Source organism: Vibrio sp. ED004 (assembly GCF_023206395.1).
Taxonomy (GTDB): Bacteria; Pseudomonadota; Gammaproteobacteria; order Enterobacterales; family Vibrionaceae; genus Vibrio.
On the sequence record NZ_CP066150.1, the window covers coordinates 1,438,935 to 1,463,883 of the forward strand.

18 protein-coding genes and 2 pseudogenes are annotated in these 24,949 nt (G+C 43.0%); 8 read left to right on the plus strand and 12 right to left on the minus strand.

Annotated elements, in window-relative coordinates; genetic code table 11:
• Window positions 1–4 precede the first annotated feature (4 nt).
• Genes ITG10_RS23810 through hisD form a run of 4 tightly spaced genes read right to left on the minus strand, consistent with a single transcriptional unit; the run spans window position 5 to window position 3,768 of the window.
• Entirely contained in the window at window positions 5–721 is a 717-nt protein-coding gene (locus ITG10_RS23810; RefSeq protein ID WP_017631598.1) for an alpha/beta hydrolase, read from the minus strand.
• A complete protein-coding gene (locus tag ITG10_RS23815; protein WP_017631599.1) occupies window positions 721–1,725 on the minus strand; it encodes a cupin in 1,005 nt (334 codons plus the stop codon). The genes ITG10_RS23810 and ITG10_RS23815 overlap by 1 nt, the downstream gene beginning before the upstream one ends.
• Window positions 1,726–1,742: 17 nt before the next feature.
• Window positions 1,743–2,474, minus strand: coding sequence for an SDR family oxidoreductase (locus ITG10_RS23820; protein WP_017631600.1), 732 nt, complete (start codon window positions 2,472–2,474; stop codon window positions 1,743–1,745).
• 1 nt (window position 2,475) lies between these two features.
• On the minus strand, window positions 2,476–3,768 hold the full coding sequence (gene hisD / locus ITG10_RS23825; RefSeq protein WP_017631601.1) for a histidinol dehydrogenase: 1,293 nt from the start codon (window positions 3,766–3,768) through the stop codon (window positions 2,476–2,478).
• A 342-nt stretch (window positions 3,769–4,110) separates the two neighbouring features.
• Between hisD and ITG10_RS23830 the strand changes: the two genes are divergently transcribed.
• From ITG10_RS23830 to ITG10_RS23865, 8 genes are all read left to right on the plus strand, one after another.
• Window positions 4,111–4,860 (plus strand): aldolase/citrate lyase family protein, encoded by a 750-nt coding sequence (locus ITG10_RS23830; protein WP_017631602.1) that lies wholly within the window; start codon window positions 4,111–4,113, stop codon window positions 4,858–4,860.
• Between the two features lie 152 nt (window positions 4,861–5,012).
• Entirely contained in the window at window positions 5,013–5,978 is a 966-nt protein-coding gene (locus tag ITG10_RS23835) for a substrate-binding domain-containing protein (protein ID WP_017631603.1), read from the plus strand.
• Between the two features lie 313 nt (window positions 5,979–6,291).
• Complete coding sequence (locus ITG10_RS23840; protein WP_017631604.1) at window positions 6,292–7,287, plus strand: TRAP transporter substrate-binding protein; 996 nt, start codon at window positions 6,292–6,294, stop codon at window positions 7,285–7,287.
• Between the two features lie 162 nt (window positions 7,288–7,449).
• On the plus strand, window positions 7,450–8,013 hold the full coding sequence (locus ITG10_RS23845; RefSeq protein ID WP_017631605.1) for a TRAP transporter small permease: 564 nt from the start codon (window positions 7,450–7,452) through the stop codon (window positions 8,011–8,013).
• Complete coding sequence (locus tag ITG10_RS23850) at window positions 8,010–9,290, plus strand: TRAP transporter large permease (protein ID WP_248386959.1); 1,281 nt, start codon at window positions 8,010–8,012, stop codon at window positions 9,288–9,290. Before ITG10_RS23845 ends, ITG10_RS23850 begins: the two co-directional genes overlap by 4 nt.
• Before the next feature lie 512 nt (window positions 9,291–9,802).
• Window positions 9,803–10,777 (plus strand): ester cyclase, encoded by a 975-nt coding sequence (locus ITG10_RS23855; RefSeq protein WP_017631608.1) that lies wholly within the window; start codon window positions 9,803–9,805, stop codon window positions 10,775–10,777.
• Window positions 10,778–10,794: 17 nt separating this feature from the next.
• A complete protein-coding gene (locus tag ITG10_RS23860) occupies window positions 10,795–11,790 on the plus strand; it encodes an ester cyclase (RefSeq protein WP_017631609.1) in 996 nt (331 codons plus the stop codon).
• Window positions 11,783–13,516 carry a sodium/solute symporter gene (locus ITG10_RS23865; RefSeq protein WP_017631610.1) on the plus strand — a complete coding sequence of 578 codons (1,734 nt, stop codon included), beginning with the start codon at window positions 11,783–11,785 and terminating at the stop codon, window positions 13,514–13,516. The genes ITG10_RS23860 and ITG10_RS23865 overlap by 8 nt, the downstream gene beginning before the upstream one ends.
• Window positions 13,517–13,606: 90 nt before the next feature.
• Here the strand turns inward: ITG10_RS23865 and ITG10_RS23870 are convergent, their stop codons facing one another.
• The 8 genes and pseudogenes from ITG10_RS23870 to ITG10_RS23905 all read right to left on the minus strand — a co-directional run bounded on the left by ITG10_RS23870 (window position 13,607) and on the right by ITG10_RS23905 (window position 24,938).
• Window positions 13,607–14,152 (minus strand): RNA-binding S4 domain-containing protein, encoded by a 546-nt coding sequence (locus tag ITG10_RS23870; protein WP_248386960.1) that lies wholly within the window; start codon window positions 14,150–14,152, stop codon window positions 13,607–13,609.
• Window positions 14,153–14,230: 78 nt separating this feature from the next.
• Window positions 14,231–15,519: pseudogene (locus ITG10_RS23875) on the minus strand (ATP-binding protein).
• 19 nt (window positions 15,520–15,538) lie between these two features.
• Window positions 15,539–16,243 (minus strand): response regulator, encoded by a 705-nt coding sequence (locus ITG10_RS23880; protein WP_017064732.1) that lies wholly within the window; start codon window positions 16,241–16,243, stop codon window positions 15,539–15,541.
• Window positions 16,244–16,482: 239 nt separating this feature from the next.
• The gene (locus tag ITG10_RS23885; protein WP_248386962.1) at window positions 16,483–20,430 is read right to left on the minus strand and encodes a zinc-dependent metalloprotease; all 3,948 of its coding nucleotides are present in this window, start codon (window positions 20,428–20,430) and stop codon (window positions 16,483–16,485) included.
• Window positions 20,431–20,502: 72 nt separating this feature from the next.
• A complete protein-coding gene (locus ITG10_RS23890) occupies window positions 20,503–21,342 on the minus strand; it encodes a hypothetical protein (protein ID WP_248386963.1) in 840 nt (279 codons plus the stop codon).
• A gap of 83 nt (window positions 21,343–21,425) precedes the next feature.
• Complete coding sequence (locus ITG10_RS23895) at window positions 21,426–22,229, minus strand: ATP-binding cassette domain-containing protein (RefSeq protein WP_248386965.1); 804 nt, start codon at window positions 22,227–22,229, stop codon at window positions 21,426–21,428.
• Between the two features lie 2 nt (window positions 22,230–22,231).
• Window positions 22,232–23,101 carry an ABC transporter ATP-binding protein gene (locus ITG10_RS23900; protein WP_164913318.1) on the minus strand — a complete coding sequence of 290 codons (870 nt, stop codon included), beginning with the start codon at window positions 23,099–23,101 and terminating at the stop codon, window positions 22,232–22,234.
• Between the two features lie 13 nt (window positions 23,102–23,114).
• Window positions 23,115–24,938 (minus strand): annotated as a pseudogene (locus tag ITG10_RS23905) (extracellular solute-binding protein).
• Window positions 24,939–24,949 lie beyond the last annotated feature (11 nt).

A 24,949-nucleotide genomic window follows, 5' to 3' on the forward strand; every position in this document is an offset into this window, starting at 1 on the left:
AGAATCACAGCTGACTGGCTTCAAACCAACTACGAATATGCTGCGCAACGATCTTTGGGTGCTCCATTGTCGATAAGTGTCCGCAATCAGGAATGACGTGAAGCGATACCTGCTTGATATGTTTTGCCATTAACAGGTGATTATCGATTGGACATAACAGGTCATCTTTACCTGTAATGATCAACGTAGGAACCTGAATATCGGCCAGTAGTGGTCTCGCATCAGGACGGATCGCCAACGCTTGAGCGTGAGCCTCAAACCTTTCAACGCCAATATTGTTCGCCATTTGCGTGATTCTTTGAGTCAGCTCTTGATTCGCCAACTGGCTCGGATGAATAAGCACTGGCATTAGAATATCAGGCGTTATTGACTCAAACTCCCCTGCTTTTGCTTTATCAACCAAGGCGTTTCTTTTATCAGACACTTCTGGCTTTTCATCTGCAGAATTGGTGTTCATTAAGATCAAGCCTTTCACGCGTTGTGGCGCCTGTCGAAAGACTTCAAACGCAAGAATGCCGCCCATAGATAAACCGCCAAGCACGAAACTTTCCGGGGCGTTCTCTAGCACTTTACTCGCTAAGGCTTGCATGGATGTGTCGGTTCCCAAGTCACAAGTAAAAGGAGCCACCCAATCGGGCAGCTCTTTATTGACGTCTTGAAACAACGCTTCATCACATAACAAACCAGGTAACCATAACAGTGGTACTTCTGGTTTCATCATTAATTATCCTGCAGTGTTTGTGGTTGGTCAGAACCCAATACTACGTAGGTGAAGCTAGTACCTCTTAGGTTTTCAAGGCTGTACGATGCGCCTGCTGGTACACTGAATACATCGCCAGTCGTCAACACCAATTGAGCTTGTTCGCCATCTTTCACCAGGTTAAGCAAAGTATCGCCTTCAAAGTTAATCAACACCTGCTTTTCGTCACGTTGGTGAACGGGAATACTCGCCCCTTCCGTTAACTCGTACGCCATGATACTCACGTCATCCACGCTTTTAACTTGGAAGTCATAGCTCGCAGACGGGTGACCCGTTAATGCAAACTGTTTAACGCCGGGCTTGTCAAAATCACCTGAGATTTCTCGGTAATCCTTTTTCAATGCAACGAAAGGCATCATCTGCTCGGCTGTGTAGGTATCGAACTTGCTCAGCTCTGCTTCCGATAACAGTGGCATCAGATCCGATTGATTTGGCACAGCATCACCGTCAATCGTATCAACTAGCGTGCCGTCAGCTTTTAGGTATAAACCGTAGCCTTGGCTGTCTGTAATCACGCTTGGGTGCCAAACCACGCCACCGCCAGAGTTGTCACCACCTAACACAGAGTACATAAAGCCGTAATCACGCCCTACCACCTCAAAGCCTCGGAACAGGTTAGTCGGAATCGAGATAACATCACCGTGCGACAATACGGCTTCGTGTTCACCTTCGTTACCCCAGTAGAATCTAAACTGACCTTTGAAAACCACGAATAGCTCAGCAGTATGATGAGAGTGCAGAGAGTTCTTGATGCCTGGAGGCTGACCGGCTGCGCCAATGTTAAAGCCTGCTGTTTCACGAATATGAACATGCTGACGGCTGCTTTCAGCCACACCAGCACCAATGATACAGAAGTTGTCTTTTAGGTCGCTTCCCGGAGTACGTGCATCAATGAAAGCACTGGTGCCTGGGATAAGCTCCATGTAACGAACGAGATTGTTATTTATTGTAGTTTGTAGAGTCATTCTAAATTCCTTCTTACCTAACCTAGCGGTCTTCCACCATCGACTGCGATGGTGTTACCGGTTGAAAATGTCAGTAGCTCTGCAGCTGCATAAACGGCGTTGGCAACTTCTTCGTCACTCGCTAGTCGTTTAAGCGGTGTCGACTGCTCTTGTGCATTGCGCCATTCATCGTCTAAGCCTTTGACAAATTCGGTATCCACTAAGCCAGGAGCAACAGCGAGTACTCGGATATCTGGAGATAAAGCACGGCCTAATGAACGTGTCATGTTTTCAACCGCTGATTTACTCGCACAATACGCCACATTGCTGCCCATTGCGGTTTGTGCTGCAATCGAGGTGATGTTCACTACGCACCCCTTAGCGCTGCGAAGTAACGGCTCAAACGCGCGAACCATCGCAAATGGAGCTCGAACATTGACGCGGAAAATCTTGTCTATCAGCTCATCATTCAACGACTCTAAATCATTGTGCGCGACAAACTTTGTCATACCTGCACAGTTCACTAGCAAGTCTAATGAATCCGACGACTCTTTAACTTGTTCTGCTAATGCGCGAATCGCAGAGCTGTCTTCGACATTCAGTTGATACATGGCATGACCAGAACCTTGTAAGCTGTCCAAGATCTGTTGAGCTGCAACCTCATTGCTGTTGTAGGTAAAGACAACGCGATAGCCAGATTGCGCTAATTTGTGACATATGGCGGCACCGATGCCGCCACTGCCGCCTGTAACTAAGGCGAGTTTGGTCATGTTATGCCTCTACCGATTTTTCTTTGTAGCGACGAACGCGGATGTCTGCTTGCTCTTTGTGGCCAGCGAAGCCTTCTAGTGCACATAGACGTGAACAGTACTCACCGACTTTTAGCGAAGCCGCTTCTGTCACACGCTGGTAAGTACATGTCTTGATGAATTTACCAACCCACAGACCGCCGGTGTAGCGCGCTGCTTTGTTTGTTGGCAGTGTATGGTTAGTACCGATACATTTGTCGCCGTAAGAAACGTTTGTCTCACGACCTAAGAACAACGCGCCGTAGTTAGTCATGTTATCTAGGAAGTACTTAGGATCTTTTGTCATTACTTGTACGTGTTCAGACGCAATATCATCAGCTACTTCAACCATCTCTTCGTAGCTGTCACAAACAATAACCTGACCGTAGTTTTCCCAAGCCTTACCAGCTACTTCAGCAGTAGGAAGAATCGTTAGCTGACGCTCAATTTCTTTTACTGTCTCTTTAGCAAAAGTTTCGCTATTCGTTAGCAGTACCGCTGGAGAGTTGTAACCGTGCTCAGCTTGACCAAGTAAGTCCGCTGCCGCTAATTCAGGATCACATCCCTCTTCATCAGCAATCACTAGCGTTTCTGTTGGGCCAGCAAACAAATCGATACCAACACGACCAAACAGCTGACGTTTTGCCTCTGCAACAAATGCGTTACCCGGGCCCACAATCATATCTACTGGAGCAATCGTTTCTGTACCAAGCGCCATCGCACCCACCGCTTGTACGCCACCAAAACAGTAAATCTCATCCGCACCAGCCATTGCCATTGCCGCGACAATCGCAACATTTGGTTGGCCATTAAAAGGAGGAGCACAAGCAATCACACGCTTCACGCCAGCCACTTTTGCAGTAAGAACACTCATGTGCGCTGATGCAACCAATGGGTATTTACCACCTGGGATGTAACAACCAACACTGTTTACTGGCACGTTTTTGTGGCCCAGTACAACACCAGGCATGGTTTCTACTTCTACATCATGCATTGAGTCACGTTGGATCTGAGCGAAGTTGCGAACTTGGGTTTGTGCAAATTCAATGTCGTGCTTAGTAGATTCGTCCAATGCGTCCACACATGCCTGAATTTGGTCATCTGTTAAGCGAAACTGCTCCGGAGACCAGTTATCAAATTTTTCTGAAAGCTCACGTACTGCACTGTCACCTTTCTTTTCGATGTCAGAAAGAATGTTCTCAACCGTTTGACGTACTTGCGCGTTGTTTGATGCTGATGCTTCTTCAGTGATGCCGTGTTTTAGAATGCGAGCCATGCTTAATTCTCCTTGTGGCGTATGCCTAGTGTTTGCTTATGTGTAGTTTTAACAGAGTTTATTTTTTGTTTTGTATACTTTTGGATACGAATGCAAAATAAACATAAACATTTTTTTAACACTTGGCAAATTCATTTCTCGACTTAAAAAATTAAATGCAACTCATTGTTTTAAAGATAAAAATCATTTAAAAACGGTCAGATACGATACCTAATGGATTAAAATACAATCAATTTATGTTGCATTGATCACATTGTTTTTACTCTTTTTTTACAACAACACATGTTAAATTTTGCATACCTTTGCAAAAGAGAACAAAAAAGTAATGGAGAATAGAAAGTAATGGATAACTTTAAGAACACACTGAACAACACCGAGCTACTTGGCACTTTCGTTAAAACCCCTCACCCACACATCATTGAAGTGCTTGCGTTGGCAGAACTCCCTTTCATTGTGCTAGACGCGGAACACGCCCCTTTTGATAGATCGACACTGGATAGCTGTATTCTTGCTGCACGCGCGAATCAACTCCCTTGCGTAGTTCGAGTTCAAGATAGCCAGCCGTCGACCATATTGAATGCGTTAGATTGCGGTGCGACAGGAATCCAGATCCCTCACGTATGCAGCGCCGATCAAGCAGAAAAACTGGTGAAGATGTCCCATTATGGTGAAGGTGGCCGAGGCTATGCAGGCTCAAGCCGCGCAGCAAAATACGCAACCAAACCAATGGCCTACCACCTGAAAGACAGCCAGAACAACACGGTAGTGATTGCGCAAATTGAAGATCCAGAAGGTGTGGTAAATGCTGAATCAATCGCAAAAGTGGAAGGCATAGATGCCCTGTTCATTGGCCAAGTAGACTTAGCGGTGTCTTACGGTGCTGAAAGTGTGAATGATGAATGCGTGCGAGAAGCGAGCATAAAAATAATCAAAGCAGCTCAGCAAGTTAACAAGCCCGTTGGTATGTTTGTCGCAAATGCTCAAGCGGCTCGTCACTGGAAAGAGCTTGGCGTTAACTTCTTTTGTGTTGGTTCTGAACACAAAATGATCATTGATGGCTTTCGAAATGAGCAAGCCGTCATGAATTCATAAATTTTCTTTGTGATTTCAAATGTTACACGTATTGTAATTATCAAACCTTGCTCATTAGGACCTGTTGACCTAGTCAAGGTGGCGCTTGGATTTATCGCGATATAAGGAGATTCACCATAAAAGCGAAAGTTACCTCTATTGATGTTGCCAAAATGCTTGGCGTTTCTCAGTCTACCGTTTCTCGGGCATTCAGTCCGACAGCGAGCATTAGTGAGAAGAAACGTAAAATGGTTATGGATGCCGCGACCAAGCTTGGCTACACGCCAAATGCGATCGCTCGCAGCCTTATTTCCAATCGTTCAGGGCTAGTGGCTATCGCACTTGATAGCGAATCAAACCCAATGTACGACTTGCAATCTCGTGCCCTCGCGATGGAAATCCAAAAGCGCGGCGGTCAAGTTGTCCTTTGTCCTATCGATAAAGACGACTTGGATCTTGCCATTTCACGTGCGATTGAATATCAGGTTGATGGCTTAATCATTGCCACCAGCCGTCTTACTTCCCGAGCATTCGCACAATGTGAAAAGTTTGGTGTTCACTTAAGCCTCATCAACCGTTACACAGAAAGCATTAATGCGAACAGCGCTGGCCTAGATAACCAACAAGCTGGTACGCAAGCGGCGGACTATTTGCTTGATAAAGGCTACAAACAACTGGCTTATGTCAGTGGTGATGCAGGCTCCATGACCAGTGACAAACGTTGGTTAGGCTTCTCTGAAACCGTAAAAACACGTGAAGCAGCTTCCCCTATCTTCATCAATGCAAAATACAGTTTTGAAGCTGGATTAGAGGCAGCAAAAGAGCTAATGGAACACACATCAAAACCTGACGCCGTGTTTTGTGCCAATGATATCCTAGCTATGGGTGTTATGGACGGCCTGCGAAAACTTGGTTGCCATATCCCGAAAGACTTTGCCGTCATGGGCGTGGATGATATCCCAATGGCCGCGTGGCCGAGTTACGATCTTACGACTATTGCGCAACCAGTAGACAAGATAGTACAGAGTGCTGTGGGAGACTTGATGCAACGTATCAATGACAATACCGATGCCAAGGGGACTTACCTGTTGGAACCCGGAATTATAGTGGAACGAGGTAGTACATCACTGAGTTCATAAAAGGTTTAGCCGACTTAGTCCCATCCCCAACTTGTTAAATCCGCTGTTTTTCCCATAAACAAAACGCCATTCAATCTAGAGTAGAAGCCCTAATCTCAAATTAGGGCTTCTTTCTGTGACCTCGCCTAAAATTTCGTCTATTCAAATTAACTTCTTTATCACTTTTATGGATTTGTTATTGACTTGTTAGTTGTGTGTTTATATTTTGGATTCGTATGCAAAATAAGGATATGAAGTGCGGAATAAAAACCCACTGACCAACATGACTCTAATGAATGCACATAAAAAGTCATGTGATGAAAAAGGAAGAACAATGAAACGCGCAATCTTTATCTCGATAACTGCCCTCGGCTTAACCCTATCTAGCATGAATACGTTTGCAAGCAATGTGATTCGTCTTGCTCACGATAGCCAAGAAACATCACCTGTTCACAAAGCAATGCTTCATTTTGAAAAAGAGCTTGAAGCTCGTTCAAATGGAGAGCTTGAAGTGGAGATCTACCCAGCAAGACAACTGGGTGATGTTCGTGAAACCACAGAGCTCGTTCAACAAGGCAACTTACAGATGACATTCGGTGCCTCTGTATTGCTATCGCCATACGTACCTGAGTTTAACGTGCTTGATGTTTTTTACCTTTTTGAAGATGAAGAACAAGCTCATAAAGCGTTAGACAGCGATAAGATCGGCAAACCACTGTTAACGTCAATGGAATCAAAGGGCTTTCATGGCTTAGGCTTTATGGAAGTTGGCTTCCGTAGCATCACCAACAACAAGCAACCAATTGAAAATATTGAAGACTTAAATAGCTTAAAGATTCGTTCAGCGTCTAATCCAACACAAATCAGCGCTTGGAAATCGGTAGGTACAGCGCCGACACCACTCTCTTGGGGTGAGATCTTCACTTCACTACAACAAGGCTTAATCAATTCACAAGAAAGCGCAGTTTACTCAATTTATGCCGAGCGTTTTTATGAAGCACAAGAGTACCTATCGCTAACCAACCATATTTACACGAACTACGTGCTATTCATGAACAAAGAGTTCTGGGACGCTCTGCCGAGCGATCAACAGGCTCTAATCAATGAAGTAAGCCAAGAAACCATCGCGGTCCAGCGTGATCTCGCGGCGAAACAAAACCAAGACGTCATCAAAGAACTTGAGGCGAAAGGCATGACAGTGAACGTCGTACCTACTGACGTTCGTGCTCAGATGAAAGAGAAGATGAATGCAGCGGTTTACCAAGAACTGCGCAGTAAAACCGGTGAAGCGCTATTCGACAGCGTGATTACAGAGATCGAACATCTGTAAATCATACCTTTGTCATCTATCACCTATTACCGACAAACCGTTTTAACGATCTAACAATCGTTACATCAGATCTCAGGGCATTCTATAAACGGTGTCCTAGGTCTGAGCTGTCGTGTATTCATTGGCATTCAATGCCCTTTTCAACACTCTTTGGAGTTACGTATGAAATGGTTTCGCCTGTTCGACCGATACTTCGAACCAACACTGATCGTACTTTCTATCTCGCTGATGACCGCCCTACTGTGTTTACAAATAGCATTGCGTCTATTTGATGCCTCAATCGCTTGGGCTGAAGAACTCGCCCGCTACCTTTTCGTTTGGGCGATGTACTTGAGCATCAGCTATTGCATTCGCGATGATCGACATATTCGTATTCGTCTATTCATCGACAAACTACCTGGAAATCTAACTCACTGCAGTTTGATTCTTTCTGATCTTATCTACCTTGCCTTCAGCTGCACCGTGGCCTGGTTTGGCTTTAAAGTGATTGGTCGAAGCTTGAAACTGGGTCAAATCGCTCCAGCGATGGAAATCCCTATTGCATGCTTGTATGCCTCTGTACTTGTTTGTGCCGTGCTCAGTGCCATTCGCCTTGTCGTTAGCATCAATAAGCGCATTTCAATTATTGCTTACTCGCCAAAGTCGGTTCGACTAACGCAACACCGTTACCGTCACTTGAAAGCAAAACACCGCACTTCTAACCGCTTGTTGGAGCTAAGCTTATGACCTCTGCTTTGTTATTTGGTAGTTTCGGATTACTGCTTCTTATTGGCGTTCCCGTAGGTATCGCACTCGCAGGTGCCAGCATGCTGGCAATCTTGAGCCTACCCTTCTTAAATATCGAATTTCTTGTACAGGGCTTGGTGACAGGCCTAGACTCTTTCCCACTATTGGCTGTAGTACTCTTCACATTGGCCGGTAACTTAATGAGTCAAGGCGGTATATCAAAACGCCTTTTGCATGTTGCTGAAGTCTTCTTCGGTCACTTCACTGGTGGCTTGGGGATTGTGGCGATCGTTGCATGTATGTTCTTTGCTTCCATCTCTGGTACAGGTTCAGCAACCGTTGCAGCTATTGGCTTAACCATGATTCCGTCTATGGTGAAAAAAGGCTACGACCGAAGCTTTGCTGGTGCCTTGATCGCTTCTTCAGGCGGTATCGGTGTAATTATTCCACCGTCTGTTGTGATGATCGTGTATGCCATTACTGCAGAAGTGTCCGTGACGAAAATGTTCATGGCCGGCATTATGCCTGGTGTTGTCGTCGGACTCGTCCTTATCGGTTACTGTTTGATCGTATCTAAAATCCGCGGCTACAAAGGTAACGATAAGAAAGCAACATGGCCTGAGAGACTGGCAGCGCTTAAAGAAGCGATTTGGGCAATGCTATTACCCGTAATCATTCTTGGCGGCATCTACTCTGGTGTATTCACGCCAACTGAATCTGCGGCGATTGGTGTGTTATACGGCTTGTTTTTCGGCATGTTTGTTTACAAAGAGCTGGATTACAAAAAGGTCGTGAAGATCATTTTAGAATCTTCGTTATTGGTAGGTGCAGTACTTGTGATTGTGGGCGCTTCGGTCACCTTTGGTCGAATCCTGACACTTGAACGCCTGCCAACGGAGATCGCGCAGTTCATTCTCTCGATTACGGAAAACAAACTGCTCATCTTGATATGTATCACCGCACTGCTACTGATCGTCGGTACATTCATGGAGACATTAGCGGCGATTGTTATCTTAACTCCAATCCTGCTGCCTATCGTGACCGCATTAGGAATGGACCCAATTCACTTCGGTATCGTGATGATCGTGAACCTAGCCATCGGGTTTGTCACTCCCCCACTCGGCGCCAACTTATTTATGGCCAGCCAAGTAGGTAACGTGCCGATTGAATCCCTGTCTCGGGCGATTTTAGGTTGGATTGGTGCCATGCTCGTCGCTTTGATGATCATTACCTTTGTGCCAGCGATATCACTGTTCCTTCCAGAATTATTGTCTTAAGCGTACCCACAACAAAGCCACTCAATATTCATCTTTGAGTGGCTTTTTCAATCCAACCATTCCCAAACTTATGGTTGCATGCGAATCCATTTTTAATTAAACAAATCTAAACAAAAAATTAACAACCTGAGTAAGGCTCCATCATATAAGAGTCATTGCTCTAAATTTCCTCTCATCATCACTTCGATATAACAAATCGTCACAGAGCATTCTCTGGTTTAATACCCACGTCACCAAACCCACTATAAAATCTATAAATACAATGATTTATATAAATAAACACTACATTTAAACCTAATCATCTTGTTCATATACACTCGATGAACAGTGAACCATCACTCAATTATCTTACAGAGAACCGTATTTTGAGAGTTGTTAAAAAACAGATCCAACCCACATTAAAGAAACATATGCAAAACACCTCATTGACACAGTGATAACAAAAAGCAATATTGGATACGTAACCAGGAACAATCCAATAACTAATTTTATGACGCATCAGGAGGTGATTAATGGCTATGGTTGGCTTTGATTCTAAATGGCAAGATTTTCCAGATTACATATTAGGTATCACTAAAGAAATTTGGGAAGATCGAGGTCTGAGTACCCTACATAACTATTACTCACCTGACATTATCGTCCGTACACCACTCTCCATCACCAAGGGAAACGAAAAGGTCATCAGCGCGACCATGGGCACACTAGCCGAGTTCCCGAACCGTACCTTATTAGGTGAAGACGTCATTTGGTCCGGGACTCCTGAGCAAGGGATGCTTTCATCACATCGAATCATTTCAACAGCAACTCACACTAATGATGGTGTATTTGGTAAAGCCACGAACAAAACACTTAAGTTTCGAATTATCGCTGACTGCCATGCCATCAATAACCAAATCAATGACGAGTGGATGATCCGAGACATCGCTGCGATTACAAACCAACTGGGCCTGACGTCAGAAGAGTACGCTCGTCAACAAATCGAAATAGAGGGTGGCGTTGAACAATGCCCCTTCCCTTTCACTCCCCAAGTCGACATTCAAGGCCCTTACCTTGGTGTAGGAAATGACAACGAATACGGTCAGCGCTATGAAGACATACTACGACGTGTAATGAGTGCTGAATTCTCAGTCATACCAAAAGAATATGACCGAGCTTGTATCGGCGAATACACGGGCGGTCAAACTGCACTCTCTCATAACGAGATCGACCAGTTTTGGATGTCACTGCGCTCTTCATTTCCGAACGCGGAGTTCAAAATCCACCACCGTATTGGCCGCAATGACGAAATGATGTCACCACGTGCGGCTATTCGTTGGTCGCTACAAGGCAAGCATGAAGGCTACGGCATGTTTGGAAAACCTACAGGAAAAGACGTTTACATCATGGGAATCAGCCATGCGGAGTTTGGACCTTGGGGCCTACGCAGAGAGTTTACGCTACTTGATGAAAGTGCTGTCTGGAAACAGATTCTCATCCAAATCGGTTAACTATATAAGGAAGTATTATGTTGAACAGCTTGATAGAAAATTTCTACAGAACCTATTTTAACGCTCACTCATCCGAACGGACTCAAGTAGCTCAAGAGATGCTAAATGCTGACGTTAAATGGTGTGTCGCTCATCCGATTAATGACGTCTCTGGTGTCGATGCGACTGAGCAAGCGTTTCTATTACCGCTAATAAACTCGCTACCTGATGTTGAACGACGTCCTTCAATCATTATGCAAGGTGAATACGAAGGCCGCACTTGGGTAAACTCTACGGGCTATTTTGTCGGCACTTTTGCAAAACCACTATTTGGTATCCCAGCAACAGGAAAAACACTCTACTTGCGCTACACCGAAATGGTTTGCACCCAAGATAGTCAAATTATTGAGTCCTATCTAATCCCTGATTTTATTGATGCAATGAACCAAGCTGGCGTGAACCCGTTACGCAAGAGCCTGGGCCATGCAGGATTAGTCCCTACCCCAGCGACTCAAGACGGAATACAGACAGGTAGCATCGCAGCGGAAGAGAGCGAGAAAAGCCAAAAGCTAGTGCTAGACATGCTAGCTTGCTTGGGTCGATTTGATGGTAAGCGCCTTGATTCAATGGATCTAGAAAACTACTGGCATGACGACTTCATGTGGTACGGACCGGCTGGGATTGGTACGACTCGTGGTATCCAAGGCTTCCGCGACCACCATCAAGGACCATTTGTATTTGCGTTCCCTGATCGAAGCGTCGATATCGAGCTCAATATTTTGTCCAAAAATGACTACGTATCCACAGGTGGTTGGCCACACATGCACGGTACACATACCGGCACCAGTGGCTGGTTAGGGTTAGCACCGACAGGCAAGCACATCGAACTTCGCGTTATGGATATCTGGCGACGAGAAGGCGAACTACTCAAGGAGAACTGGGTCGCTATCGATATCGCACACATCTTAAAACAGCTTGGTTACGATCTGTTTGAGCAAATGAAAGAACAATTAAAAGGACGTGAGCATGTATGAGTTTGGCGCTTTAAACTGGACAATTCTTGGTACCTATATCGTCCTGACTTTAGTTATGGGTGCACTCGTTGGTAGGCGTGTGACTTCCGCTAACCAATTTGCATTAGGCGATAGAAATATTCCATGGTGGGCCATCGGTATCTCTGTTGTGTGTACCTATGTTAGTGCGATGTCTTTCTTGGGTGGACCAGCTTGGTCTTACAAAGAAGGCTTGTCGGTGATCGCTATCCACCTAAACTACCCTTTGGTGATTTTCTTTATCGTTGCAGTGTTTATGCCGTTTTTCTACAACAACGGCCTCACTTCAATTTATGAATATCAAGAACGACGCTTTGGTAAAGCTTCTCGTATCACTCTGTCTTTGATTTTCTTGATTAAACAAGCGATAAGCTCAGCAGCAGTCTTATATGCGACCTCGTTAATCCTCGAATTCATTACCGGTATCGACGTGACTTACTGCATCATCATCGTCACTGTTATCGCGCTGATCTATACCGTCATGGGGGGAATTGCGGCCGTTATCTGGACAGATGTCATTCAAGCGGTCATTCTGTTTCTTGGTGCATTTATCATCATCGAAGCCGTGTGGAATGGTATGCCACAACCAATGACTGAAGTGATGCAAGATCTGAAGTCACAAGGCATGACCAATGCACTACAAACTAATTTAGATTTGAGCCAAGTGACCACCGTATGGGCTGGCGTTATCGCAATGACAATGTTCCACACTACGGTGTATGGCGGTAACCAAATGATGGTTCAACGCTGCATGGCGGCTAAAAATATGGGTGATGCGAAAAAAGCGATGCTAATGATGGGTTACGTTGCTTTCTTCATCTACTTCGTATTCATTCTGTTAGGCGTGTTATTTAACGCTTACTACGATGGCAAAGAGTTTGAGAATGGCAATACCATTATCCTGCACTACGCCAGCGAATATGGTATGCCAGGGCTGATGGGAATCATCGCGGCAGCTATTCTTGCAGCAAGTATGTCGAGCCTAGACTCCGCTTTTAACTCTATGGCTACCGTCTCCGTTACTGACTTCTATAAACGCTTCTACAAGAAAAATGAGTCAGAGGAACATTACCTCAAAGTATCGCGTTTCTTCACGGTTATGTGGGCGCTATGTATCATCATCCCAGCCTTCATGTTTGCAACTAGTACAGGCTCAGTTTTAGAAATACTGAGTAAAGCGGGTTCCTATTTTGTAGGTGCAAACTTCTGTATGTTCGTGCTTGGTTTTTACTCTAAACATATTACAGAAAAAGGACTATTAATTGGCGTCGCGGCAAGCTTCGTGGCAATTTGGTATGTTGCGGTTGCGACTGATATTGCTTGGCCTTGGTACTGTGTCATCGGTGTTTTCGTCAATGCGATTGTTGCCTACGCTGCAAGCTTGCTGCTAACTGGCAAACAGACAGAAATGCACCTTTATACCGTCAAAGGTCAGCAAGCTGAGTATGCGCGTTTGAACAAGCCGATCAAAGAAGATGGTTGGTATGTTGTTCCGGGTAAAGTCGATGCGCCTTGTTGGGGACTACTCGTCATGTTTGTATTCTCGCTCGTTCTACTTTGGGGGATTAATGAGTTCATTGAGAACGCACCAATGTTGATCAACTTTATCCGAGTCTGCTCTGTCATTGTTGCTGCAAGTATCATTGGTTATATGATTTACTCATTCAAGCGTTCTAAGACGTCAAATGAAGTCGAACAAACCAGTTAGAGTTATCCTCAAATTAAGCTAGCTACAACAAAAAAGGCTCACTAAATAGTGAGCCTTTTGATATCTACTTAACGTCTTACAAGAATAATGTTAGAAGAATTCAATCGAGTTACGGCCGCTTTTGTCATCACGTGTTGGCTTAGGCGTGTCCGCTTTCTTTTTCGGTTTGTTTTCTTTCTTCTCTTTTTTCTGTTTCTTAGGTTCAGCTTTAGCGCTTAGCATATCTGCAGTGCTGCGCTGTGGTTCTTTCTTGCTTGAACCCTTTTTAGACTGGCCTTTCTTCGCCTTGTTATTTTGTTTAGGCGCTTCTTTCTTTTTCGGCTTTTCTAATTCTTCTTGTACTGGCTGATCACACACCACTACATAGTATTCTTGGTTGAATTCGAAAAAGTCACCATCGTACATCTTGCGGCGCTTACGCGTTTCTAGCTCACCATTAACCGCTACGTAACCTTCCGAAATAATGTGCTTAGCTTCACCGCCACCGCTTACTAGGTTAGCAATCTTAAACACTTTGTAGAGCTCGATTGGTTGAGAAGAAACATCGATACCAATGGCTTCGATTTCAATTTCTTCGCCTTCTTCACCGTGCTCGTAACCTTCGTAATCAGCGTCTTCGTAATGTTCTTGGTCCATGGTGACCTCTACCTAAATATGTACTTCTGAAATATTGGGCGCAGTGTAATCGTAAAACAAGTAAATGACCATGTTGAATTATGGCTCAAGCCTAGGAAACGACAACGCAAAACACGCACCATCCATATAGCTTTCGCCAACTGTCACATGTGCTTGGTGTCGGTCACACACTTGTTTGACGATAGCCAACCCTAAGCCATGACCCGTTTTTCCTTGTTCCTAGCGGCATTAGCACTGTAAAAAGGATCAAACAGATAAGGCCAATGCTCAGTTTCAACGCCTTTGCCGTCATCGTGAACTTCAATAACAAATTCATTGTCGGTATACCACAACTCAATAACGATCTTAGTATCAGCAAACTTAAAAGCATTCCTTACTATATTATCCACCGCCCTATTGAATAACTTTAGATCGACATAAAAAGAGGCTGGGACTTTTAGTGGCACCTTAATGAGATCTAGTGTTGTCTCTTTCTCCCAAATGCTAAAACGCTCGTTTAGCCATTCATTGGCATCAATAGGTTGCTTAAGCAATTCAAAGCCCCCTCTTTCCAATCGAGCGTAATACAATAGCTCATCAACCATGTCTTCCATTTCATCCGTATCAGCAAGAATACGGGCTATCGCTTTAGATTGTTGCGGAGTTGGTGCTAAGTCACTCAACAACTCAGCCTGCCACTGAATTCGGAATATAGGCGTTCTTAGCTCGTGAGCAACAGCATTAGTCAAAGACTTATTACTATTGATTAAGTCTCTTATCTTGTCCGCCATTACATTAAAGCTACGGTTTAACGTACCTAATTTTATGCTATTTTTTTCGGAAGCTCTTTCTAGTAGATCCCCATGAGAAAAAGCAACCGTCGCCATTTCAAGATTATTTAATCGGCGCTTGATTCTCCAAACCAAAAACAAGCCGCTAAACGCAAAACCTGCTATTGCAAACACCCAAATAAGACGGTTTTCAAATTTGATTTGCTTCCTCAGATAAGAATTTTTGTTCTTAGATAACTCATACAAATCATCACTTCCAACTAACCTTAACCACAGGAAGTATTCGTCATGGTAGTAAACATTTCGGCCTTGCTGCTGAAACGCTTTTCTCACTAGTTCTGGAGCGTTATCAAAAGGTATGATTCGCAGATTCTGCCGAGTCTTATCCGCATAACTTTTTAATAGATTCTGCGTTTCAAGCAAACCTTTTTCACGGAAAACCACATCAATTAATTCTTGATAAGCTTCTGCTTCATGGTCTCGTAATATGTATTCGTAATCAGTGCTTAACTTGTAAACTATAAAAGCATAGGAATATATACTCACTAAGAAGATGACTGTCAGCCCCGCTAGGTATTCAAAATAGATACGTCGCATATTATTTATTCAGCTACCGTTACCAACGTTCTGGTACGAACAAGTAGCCTTTTCCTCTTACAGTGATGATCTTTTTAGGTGGGACAGTTATGTCATTAAGCTTTTTACGTAAGATTACGATTTTGTTGTCGATAAAGCGATCAATGCCATCGTAATCAATACCTCTCAACTGTTGAGTCAAAAAATTACGTGACAACACCTGTTCTGGCGAAGAAGCCAATAGCCAAAGCAGTTCAAATTCACTCTCCGCTATGGATATATCTTTTCCAATATGCGTACAGGCTTTGGTTGTGCGGTTTAAATTTAACTTACCAAAAACTAACTCATTCTTGCTCACTTCAGCACTTATTGAACTGTCAGGAGTACGACGCAAAAGCATCCTCACTCGAGCAAGTAATACTCTTTGGCGAATTGGTTTACTAATAAAGTCATCGGCGCCAGTTTCTAACGCTGCAACATGGTCAAAATCATCATCACTAGCTGTAAGAATGAGTATCTTTCCCTTAAACTGACTCCGGACTTGCCTACAGATAGTTAGCCCATCAACTTCTGGCAACATAAGATCAAGTAGAACAATGTCGGGCTGAATATTTAAGATTTGCTCACTCGCTGATGCGCCATCAGAAATAGTGATTACATCAAAAGATTGGCTTTCAAAATATTCCTGTAACATCTCTCTTAAGATGGGATCGTCTTCTACGATCACTAGTTTCGGGTTGGTCATAAATCCTTCTCACCATTCCTATTGCTACCTTGCGAACCCCCGCCTCTCTATTGCGAAATTCAGCACATTCTTTTACATAGCTTATATTTATAAAAGTAACAAAAACATCTATATAACATATAAATAAAAGGTAATGCAGCTAAAAATAGACCAAAAGCTCTTAATTTTAGACTCAAAAAAACCGGTCACCTTAGTAAGGTAACCGGTTCAATTTATGGGTTTAATTAAACATTTGTTGTCTAGTCATCATAAACAGGGAACTGTTCAAATGCGCGACGGTAATTCACGTACTCATTAGAGTTCCATAACCTCAATTCTTCTGGGTCATAGCTGTACACTTCTTTATGAGCCGCATTTGTGGAACTGGTGTTGTTATCCGCAATCTGATTACCAAAGATTTGTGCTAAATTGAATATACGGTCGTGCTCTTCATCTTCGAATTTACCAATCGAGCTATTTTGTACCGTCTGCAAACTGGATTGAGAGTTACACTTACGTTTCATGTGCTCTTCGGTCGACTCGCCATCGACTTTAAATCGTAAACACTTCTGACCATCTTCATCATATTCTTCGAGCTGATTATCAAACATAAAAAAGCGTGCGAAACCAGTAGTGTCACGAAGAGCAACGAGCGCCTCTTTATCACCGACAGCGATAATACGAGCTTCGTTGCGATCTCGCGTATTCTTAAACACAGACAGCGCGTTACGGACTCGGTAAGGCAAACCGTTTAATTTATCTACGCGAGCTTGCTGCTCTTCTGTATATAAGGCGCGTGAAGCTAAAGCATTTGCAAGTGTGTTACGTGAGCTCAACGAGTAATTTGTCCCTTTCCAAGTAAAGTTAATCCCATCTTCGTCGGCAAAACTACTATTTGCATAGTTGACATGGATAGAGTCGCTAAAACCAGATACTGAGTCACTCAAACCATATTCATTTGCACGATTATACTTGTTTAGGTTAGCCAATAAGGTTCCAAAGTACGGCACCTTCGTATCTTGGCTAGCTCCCTCAGTCCAATACACAAATGCTTCATTACCGCCCATTGAGAAATAGCGCTTCATTGGCCACAGGTATGAAGGTGTAGCCTCAATTGTTTCAGTAATGTCTTGTTTGTATTTCAGAACCGTTTCTACGTAATCCCCTTTCCCATCAACAAAGATAGCTTGGCGAGCTTCAGCTCTACCCGTTAAATCGGATAGATACGTATACAAGTGTGAAATTTTGTCTGACATATCAACCAACGCTAAGCTCGAATTCTCAGTTGATTTGAATGGTGTATCACGCCTAACTAACATCTGTGCTGCTAGTAGTTTGTCTGGCCATACGCCTAACAAATCGACAGAAGAAGACGATGTTTGATAAGGGTTGTTCGCTTTTAAACTCGCCCATACTTTTCCATCTCGAGTTTCAGAGCGAATGACGATCTCGTTAGCTTGACTTGCTAACATCTGAACTAATTCCTCATCAAAACAACTGGTTGGAACATCGCGATTTTGCGACATGCCGCCTTGGTAGGTTAACCAAAGGTCAGATAACTTAGCGAAACGATAGCGGTTAGGAACTCCGACAATACCACTCAATTCTTCTAATTCACAAACTTTATCTGGTGCTGTTAGCACTTCTAAAAAGAAGTCTGCTGCCAAATTTGCTGCATTATAAGTATCACAAATTGGACGAACACCCGCAGACAAGTTCTCTAATGGAATAGCGTTACCGCGAAAATCCACACAGTTGTTTCCGGCTATTTCTTCAAAAACCTGCCCTTTGTTATTCGTCGTATTTGCACCTAAGTAACGAGCAAACATAAAGTCAATTTCACCAACATTTTCAACGATATCGCGAATTTTTTGGAACTCCCCCATTCGATATAAGAAGTAACTATATTGATGAAATTGTTCAAATCTCTCACGTCCATTTCTTTGGTTAACCGTGTCGTAGCTATCTTTGTATCGCTGAATTCTAAACTCAGTGGCTTCTTGAAGGCTTGTACCTTCATCAAAGCGGTCGCACAACAAGTTAGTGGTCGTATGTTCATCCGTACAATAGCGATAGCTCACTAACGAATCTGGAATACCATTTTGACCAGCGTTAGCTCTCAAGTGTGCAATAACACCCGTCGGATAAACCTTATAGTCATTAGATAACTGACGGTCATACTCAGCCAAAGAATAGACTTTGCGTTTTTGTGCTCCAGTGGCGTCTACTACAGCGACATCGTCTCCCTCGCTATTGGCGTTAACGATAAGTTCATTTGTTTCAACCTGACGAGCATAAGCGAAACGTAAAGCGGCCTTGTCATACTTACCGAACGTCAACAGTTCATCAAATATTGATGCACCGTAATCCATGATCGAACTGTACGCAGCTGGCTTATCAAGGTGCCCAATTTTGCTTTGTTCAAGCTCAGCCTCTGTATAAAAATGGCTTTCGTCCGTTGAACCCATAAAGTTATGACGTAAACCAAGGTTATGCCCGAGCTCATGAATCAATGTTGATTTAAACATATGCTTTGAAATCGCTTGGCTTGCTAGCTTCTGCTGATCAATCGTTAGCGCTTCCCACGTTTTCATTTTGCTTTGATCAGCATCGGCGAAGAAGCCACCTTGGATATAGTCTAAACCCTTCACTAAGCCCTTTGACTGGGTACTTAACCACATCGCATCAACGCTATATACATTCTGCTCAGAGAATCGCTTCAACATATCTTGGCGTTTATAGAATGATTGCAAAGCGAGGTCTTGGTTACTGGTATCGTATTTGAAATCCAAATCGGCTTCAGGCAGTGAATCGACTAAATTATCTTTGCCCACCAAATTAATTTCGCGTTCACTCAACGCTGGAACATTGATCGAAGGTCCTCGATCTTCCTCGAGCATTTTATTGAACAAATCGATCTCGGTTGGCTCAGAGCTTGATTTCGAAGCGTTGCTTTTTTCCGCCACAACCACAGGTTGTACTTTTTCAATTTCTTGGCGGTTGTAACGCTTAGCGAGATCATTCCACGTATGGCGACTTGCGGAACGAATCACACCTAAATATTGGTTAACATGCGCATGAATAATTTCACCCGTTAATGGGTTAGTGGCAGATGGGCCATAGCCAAGAAGTCCGTTGTCAACTGGATCCGCGATCAGGTTGAATACGTTGTAACGTAAGTCACCCGTTTTTACACCCGCTTTCTTGTCACTATTAACAATGTTAATGCGAGGAACACCTGTGCCTTCTAATGACTGATTTACCTCTTTCATGGTATCGAGCGTAAGTTGCAGGTACGCTTCATTGCCATCATCGAAGTAGCTGTCGCTTAAGTAGTAATCGATCGACTCTAACTTGGGATTGAATCGGTTAATATAAGAAAAACGAGAACCCTGTACGTTACTCTCACCAGTGTGAGTTTTTACTTCTTTGCTATCGTTGAAGAACCCAAAGTATGCGCTGTCTTGGCCTTGGTAATAGATAGGTTCGTAATTTTCACTTGCTAACTTATCAAGCTTAACAAGAGAATAGAAAAAACGTGTTTTGAATGATAAGTCTTTAAGCTCGCCACCAAACTGGTATTGATCTTCCGCTTCTGCAGTAAAGGTTCGCTCTACTTCAACGTTAATTACCCCACCTTCAGGATCGTATTCGTATGAAATCAAACGGGGCTCTGCAGACTCCGTAACATTACTGGAGGTATACCAAGCTCTAATTGTGTCTTGAGATAGTGATTTAATCTCTTCATATTTAGGCACAAAGTGTGTGGCTTGCTCCCAAGAAACGTCTTCATCTGCGTTAATTTCTTCTTTATTTGTACATTCGCCATAACCGTTCTCAGCACAGCGATACTGGCGAAATTCTCCAGGAATTTTAAGCACAGGAGCACGGTTAATTTCCGTATCCCAACGACTTTCATCTGTCGAATTCACTTTGTCGCGATCAACTTCTTCGACATAAATACCATTAGTTTCATCAAAACGAAGCGTAACTAACTTTGGATCGCCTTGGAAAAAACCACGCTGAGTCATGGCATAGCGAGGAGCTTCACCAGTTGACGGCATGTACATCCAAAGTGATTCCGTATCTAAAGATTGAACAGAAATCTCTTCGGTTGGTTTTTCATAGGTGTCATAGGCACGATCTTCGGCCCCACACCCGCTGAGGATTGCGGCAATACTTGCTGCGATAATTGCGTGTTTAAACATAATTTACCTATATTTATAATTATATTAAATTTTTATTTCTAACTATCTAAATTCAATGCGAACGGAGCAGTATTAGAATTGATAGTTAATCACTGCGTAATAAGTTGTTTTCTTTAAATCGACTAAATCATTAAGAGGGTTTGAACCTCTTTCAGGATTGTAATAACTAATACCATTAGTCAACCCAGCAGAAATAGAAATACTCTTAGTTATTTGGTAGCCCACCTCTTCCCCATGTAATAAAGTCGGGTCAAACGTGCTCCCATTATAATCCCATGACTGTTTAGGCATTACGAAAATGTTAAAATAGAAGTCTTCTGCAAAAGCATAATCAAGAGAAAATTGGCTACTCAATTGGTATTCAATAAGCTGATTACCCCCAGCTGTTTTATATTCGTGAAAGTTTTTTCTAAGTAATAATGTATTACTTAATGAAAGCCCTTCAATCCAATTATCGAATGGAGCACTCCACCTGACTTTCAACCTAGTTCCTAACGTTAGATCGTTCCTCCTTGACCATTTGGACGTTGGCAATATTACTCTCACCTCACCACTCAGTGATGAGCCATCAGTAGGTTTGAATAGTCCATTACGCCCCAAAGAGATGGACGTATTATTCCAGAACTGTCCCCTACTCCCGTATTCATCACCATCGAACAAGTGATAACCAGACGCTACCACTTGGAGTCGAGATTTGTCTGAAAACGAATATCGGACAACGCCAGTTGCAGAAGCCGAACGGTTTGCTAAAGACGCACTGTCTTCATATCCGTTTCGAGAATAGTCAGCACTAATGTATCCAGACCAAGGATTTTCATTATTTTTGGACTCCCACTCATCTTGCAAATTATTTGCTAGGGCGAGCGAAGGCGCCACCAGCATAAAAGCTGGCAACATAAGTAGTTTATTCATATTTTCCTTCTTGCATTACACTTCCGTATTATATCTACATTTATTTTTGTAGTTTTAAGCCTGTTTAGCTAACCTCGTTGTTTTTATTTTTTCCGTTGAGAGGGATGCGTTATTGGAATAGACGACAATAATGTTTTTGTATAATCTTCTTTTGGATTTTTATAAACATCTTCCGCACTTCCAAATTCAATTATTTTGCCTTTTTTCATTACGACCACATTATCTGAAATGTGCTTAACGACAGAGAGATCATGTGAAATAAAAATAATGGAAAGGTTCATCTCTTTTTGTATTTTCAACAATAGATTTAGTATCTGAGCTTGTACCGAAACATCTAATGCCGATACTGACTCATCGCAAACTAATAACTTTGGCTTTAATGCTATTGCTCTTGCTATGCCTATACGCTGCCTTTGCCCTCCTGAAAACTCATGCGAATAGCGGGTTACAACAGAGTGAGGTAATCCGATCTTATCGAGCAGTTCTAAAACCCACTTTTTTCGTTCTTTCTTCGAACCAATGCCATGAATAATAAAAGGTTCTTCGAGTATTCCACCTACTGTATGCCTCTGATTCAACGACTCTAAAGGATCCTGAAATACAATCTGCATCTCTCTACGAAGTGGACGCATTCTTTTTGTGTTGTAATGGGTGATGTCTTCCCCTTCAAAAAAGATCTTTCCAGCTGATGGTTCATACAATTTGAGTAATGTTCTACCAAGCGTACTTTTCCCACAGCCAGACTCTCCAACCAGACCTAACGTCTCGCCTTGCTTTAATGAAAATGAAACACCGTCAACAGCTTTGATTACATAACCTTTCTTAAATAGGTTTTTACCTGATAGAAAGTGCTGCTCAAGCCCTTCAATTCTAATCACTTCTGACATCCTCAATTCCCCTTGTATTCAGGGAATTCATTCAAATCAATTGGGTTGATTTGAATGGTTTGTTTCGGCTCGACATTGAGATCTGGAATTAAGCTCAAGAGTCTTTTTGTATACGGATGTTGTGGGTGATCAAAAAGTTCGAAAATTTCTGCATGCTCAACAATACGTCCGTCATACATCACAGCGACTTCATCGCAAATTTCCGCAACAACACCTAGATCATGAGTGATAAAGATCACTGCCATCCCTGTCTCTTCTTGAAGCTCTCTTATCAGTTCCAAGATTGATGCTTGAACCGTTACATCTAATGCAGTCGTCGGCTCATCACATATCAAGATGTCAGGCTTACATGCAAGAGCTATCGCAATCATTACCCTTTGTCGCATCCCTCCTGACAGGCTATGAGGATATTCTTTGAAATGTAGTTTCGGCATTGGAATTTCAACTTTCTCAAGCAAACCAATTGCGTACTCTATCTTTTCAGATTTAGACATCTGGCTATGGTGCAAATCCAGAACCTCGACAATCTGATTGCCAATTGTCTGAACAGGGTTCAAGGCAGTCATAGGGTCTTGGAAAATGATTGAGAGACGATTGCCACGCATCTTATGCATCTCATGCTCAGGAACCTCTGTAAGGTCTGTATCACGATAAATAACTTTTCCAGCCGTAACCTTTCCATAAGGCTTAGGAAGTAGTCCCATAATAGACATGGAAGTTACGCTCTTCCCACTGCCCGACTCCCCAACCAAACCCAGTGTTTGGCCAGATTTCACGTCAAAGGACACACCTTTTAGTATCTTTATAATGCCGTCATCAGTACTGAATTCAGCTTCTAAGTCACGAACTTTTAATACAATGTTTTGGCTCATTCCACGTTCATCCTTAGAGCTTATATCTGTCATCAATGATGGTGATGGGTGGATACGCCTTACCTTCTTTTGAAGCCAATTGAGTTTCTTTTTTTAGGTCTGTATCAATCCAGAAATTACTGGTATCTAAAATATTAAACATGGCGCCAGTCCTCTTCGTCATTGGGTTCTTTGGGAACTTAATCCAACGCCAGTAGGCATCTCGTGTATAAGGCACCATATAGCCAGGTACAATGACATACGCATCCTTTATTTTTCTTTGAATGTTCTGAGATAGCTGCTGTTTTCTTTCCATATCAAACTCAGAAATAAACGCCTCAATTTTCTGATCTAGCTCTGGTGAACTAAAGTTTGTATGGTTATTAGTTTGCGGACGGTTAGCATTTGTCGAGTGAAAATACTCTTTGTAAGCTGGTATCTCCCCTCCGCCCATATTAAGAAAAGCAAGTTAGTGCTTTTTCTCGAGAATAAATTTGAATGCAGCTGAACCATCGACAAGGTTTAAGTCGAGCTCTAAACCAGCTAACTTCGCTTGCTCTTTTAGATAGGCAATTCTTGGTGTCCAAATGTTATAGCCATAAGTAACCTTGAAGCTCAAACGAACCCCATTGGCATTCACGCGGATACCATCAGAACCGATATTATCGAAGCCTGCAGACTCAAAATAACCAATCGCAAGTTCTGGCCTAAACGGTGGCGGCTCTACGCCTTCTAAATCGTATTTTCCATGCCCAAACCCCATAGCATGAGGTTTTCGAGAATAGTCACCTCTTAATACCTTCTTGATCATGCCATCGAAGTCAGTAGCGTAAGTAATGCCTTTTCGAACATTGATATTGTTCAGGAGTGGCATCGATGTGTTTATCCATAATCCACCAGCGCCTTGTGGCCTTTGATTAAAGCCCCAGAATTTCTGTATAAAGCCATGATTAAAAGGTTCTGAGCTGGTTTTCTCATGCCACAGTTGAGGCTGTACCATTGCAAACGTGTCCAGCTTTCCTTTTTCAAAGTGCTTACGTGCAATATCACTATCACGAATAACCTTGATGCGAAGTTTTTCCACGTTAAATCGGTTTTTATAATATTTATTTCCGTAACCCCACCAGCTATCACCAACATGTGAAAACGTAACGCTGCGGCCTTTATTTACTTTTGATATGAAATAAGGCGACGTTGTTGGCTCTGGCTTGAAGTTGTATTTGCGAACAAAATTATCATCCATGCCATCCTTATTCCCATCGTTAATATCAACAAAATGATGCTTGGGACGAGGCTGGACTCCGTGACTCGGCATATTGATAAGAGCCATAAGTTCATCATTACTTTTAGGCTCGGCCATCGTAATACTGATCGTATAGTCATCGAATTTTTCAACGGTCGTGATGCTATTGCGGAAAAAGTCGCTATACCAAGGATCAATAATGTCTTTGGAACGGTAATACGTAAGCATAAATAGATAATCGTCAGCCGTTACCGCTTCCCCATCAGACCATTTCGCGTCAGGATTCAGTTTGAAATAAACCGTCTGGTGATCGCTCCCAAATGCCCATTCATTCGCCAGTTGTGGAATCCAATTGTCGGTATTTGGATGTCGTTGTGCCAATTTAGGCGTGCCATCCATTAAATAGAAACGAATACCTGAATTCGCGTCGGGACCCACTGAACGTAATGTTTGTGGGAAACTAGGCATAAAACTACGTAAAGTACCGCCACGTTTAGCCTCTTCAGAAGCAAAAACGGGATCATCCCAATTACTTTGCCATTCCAAATTATTTGGTGTTTGTTGCGCTTGAGCTAAGAAACTCAACAACAAAGCGAATAGTCCGTATCTGTACATCATCACTTCCT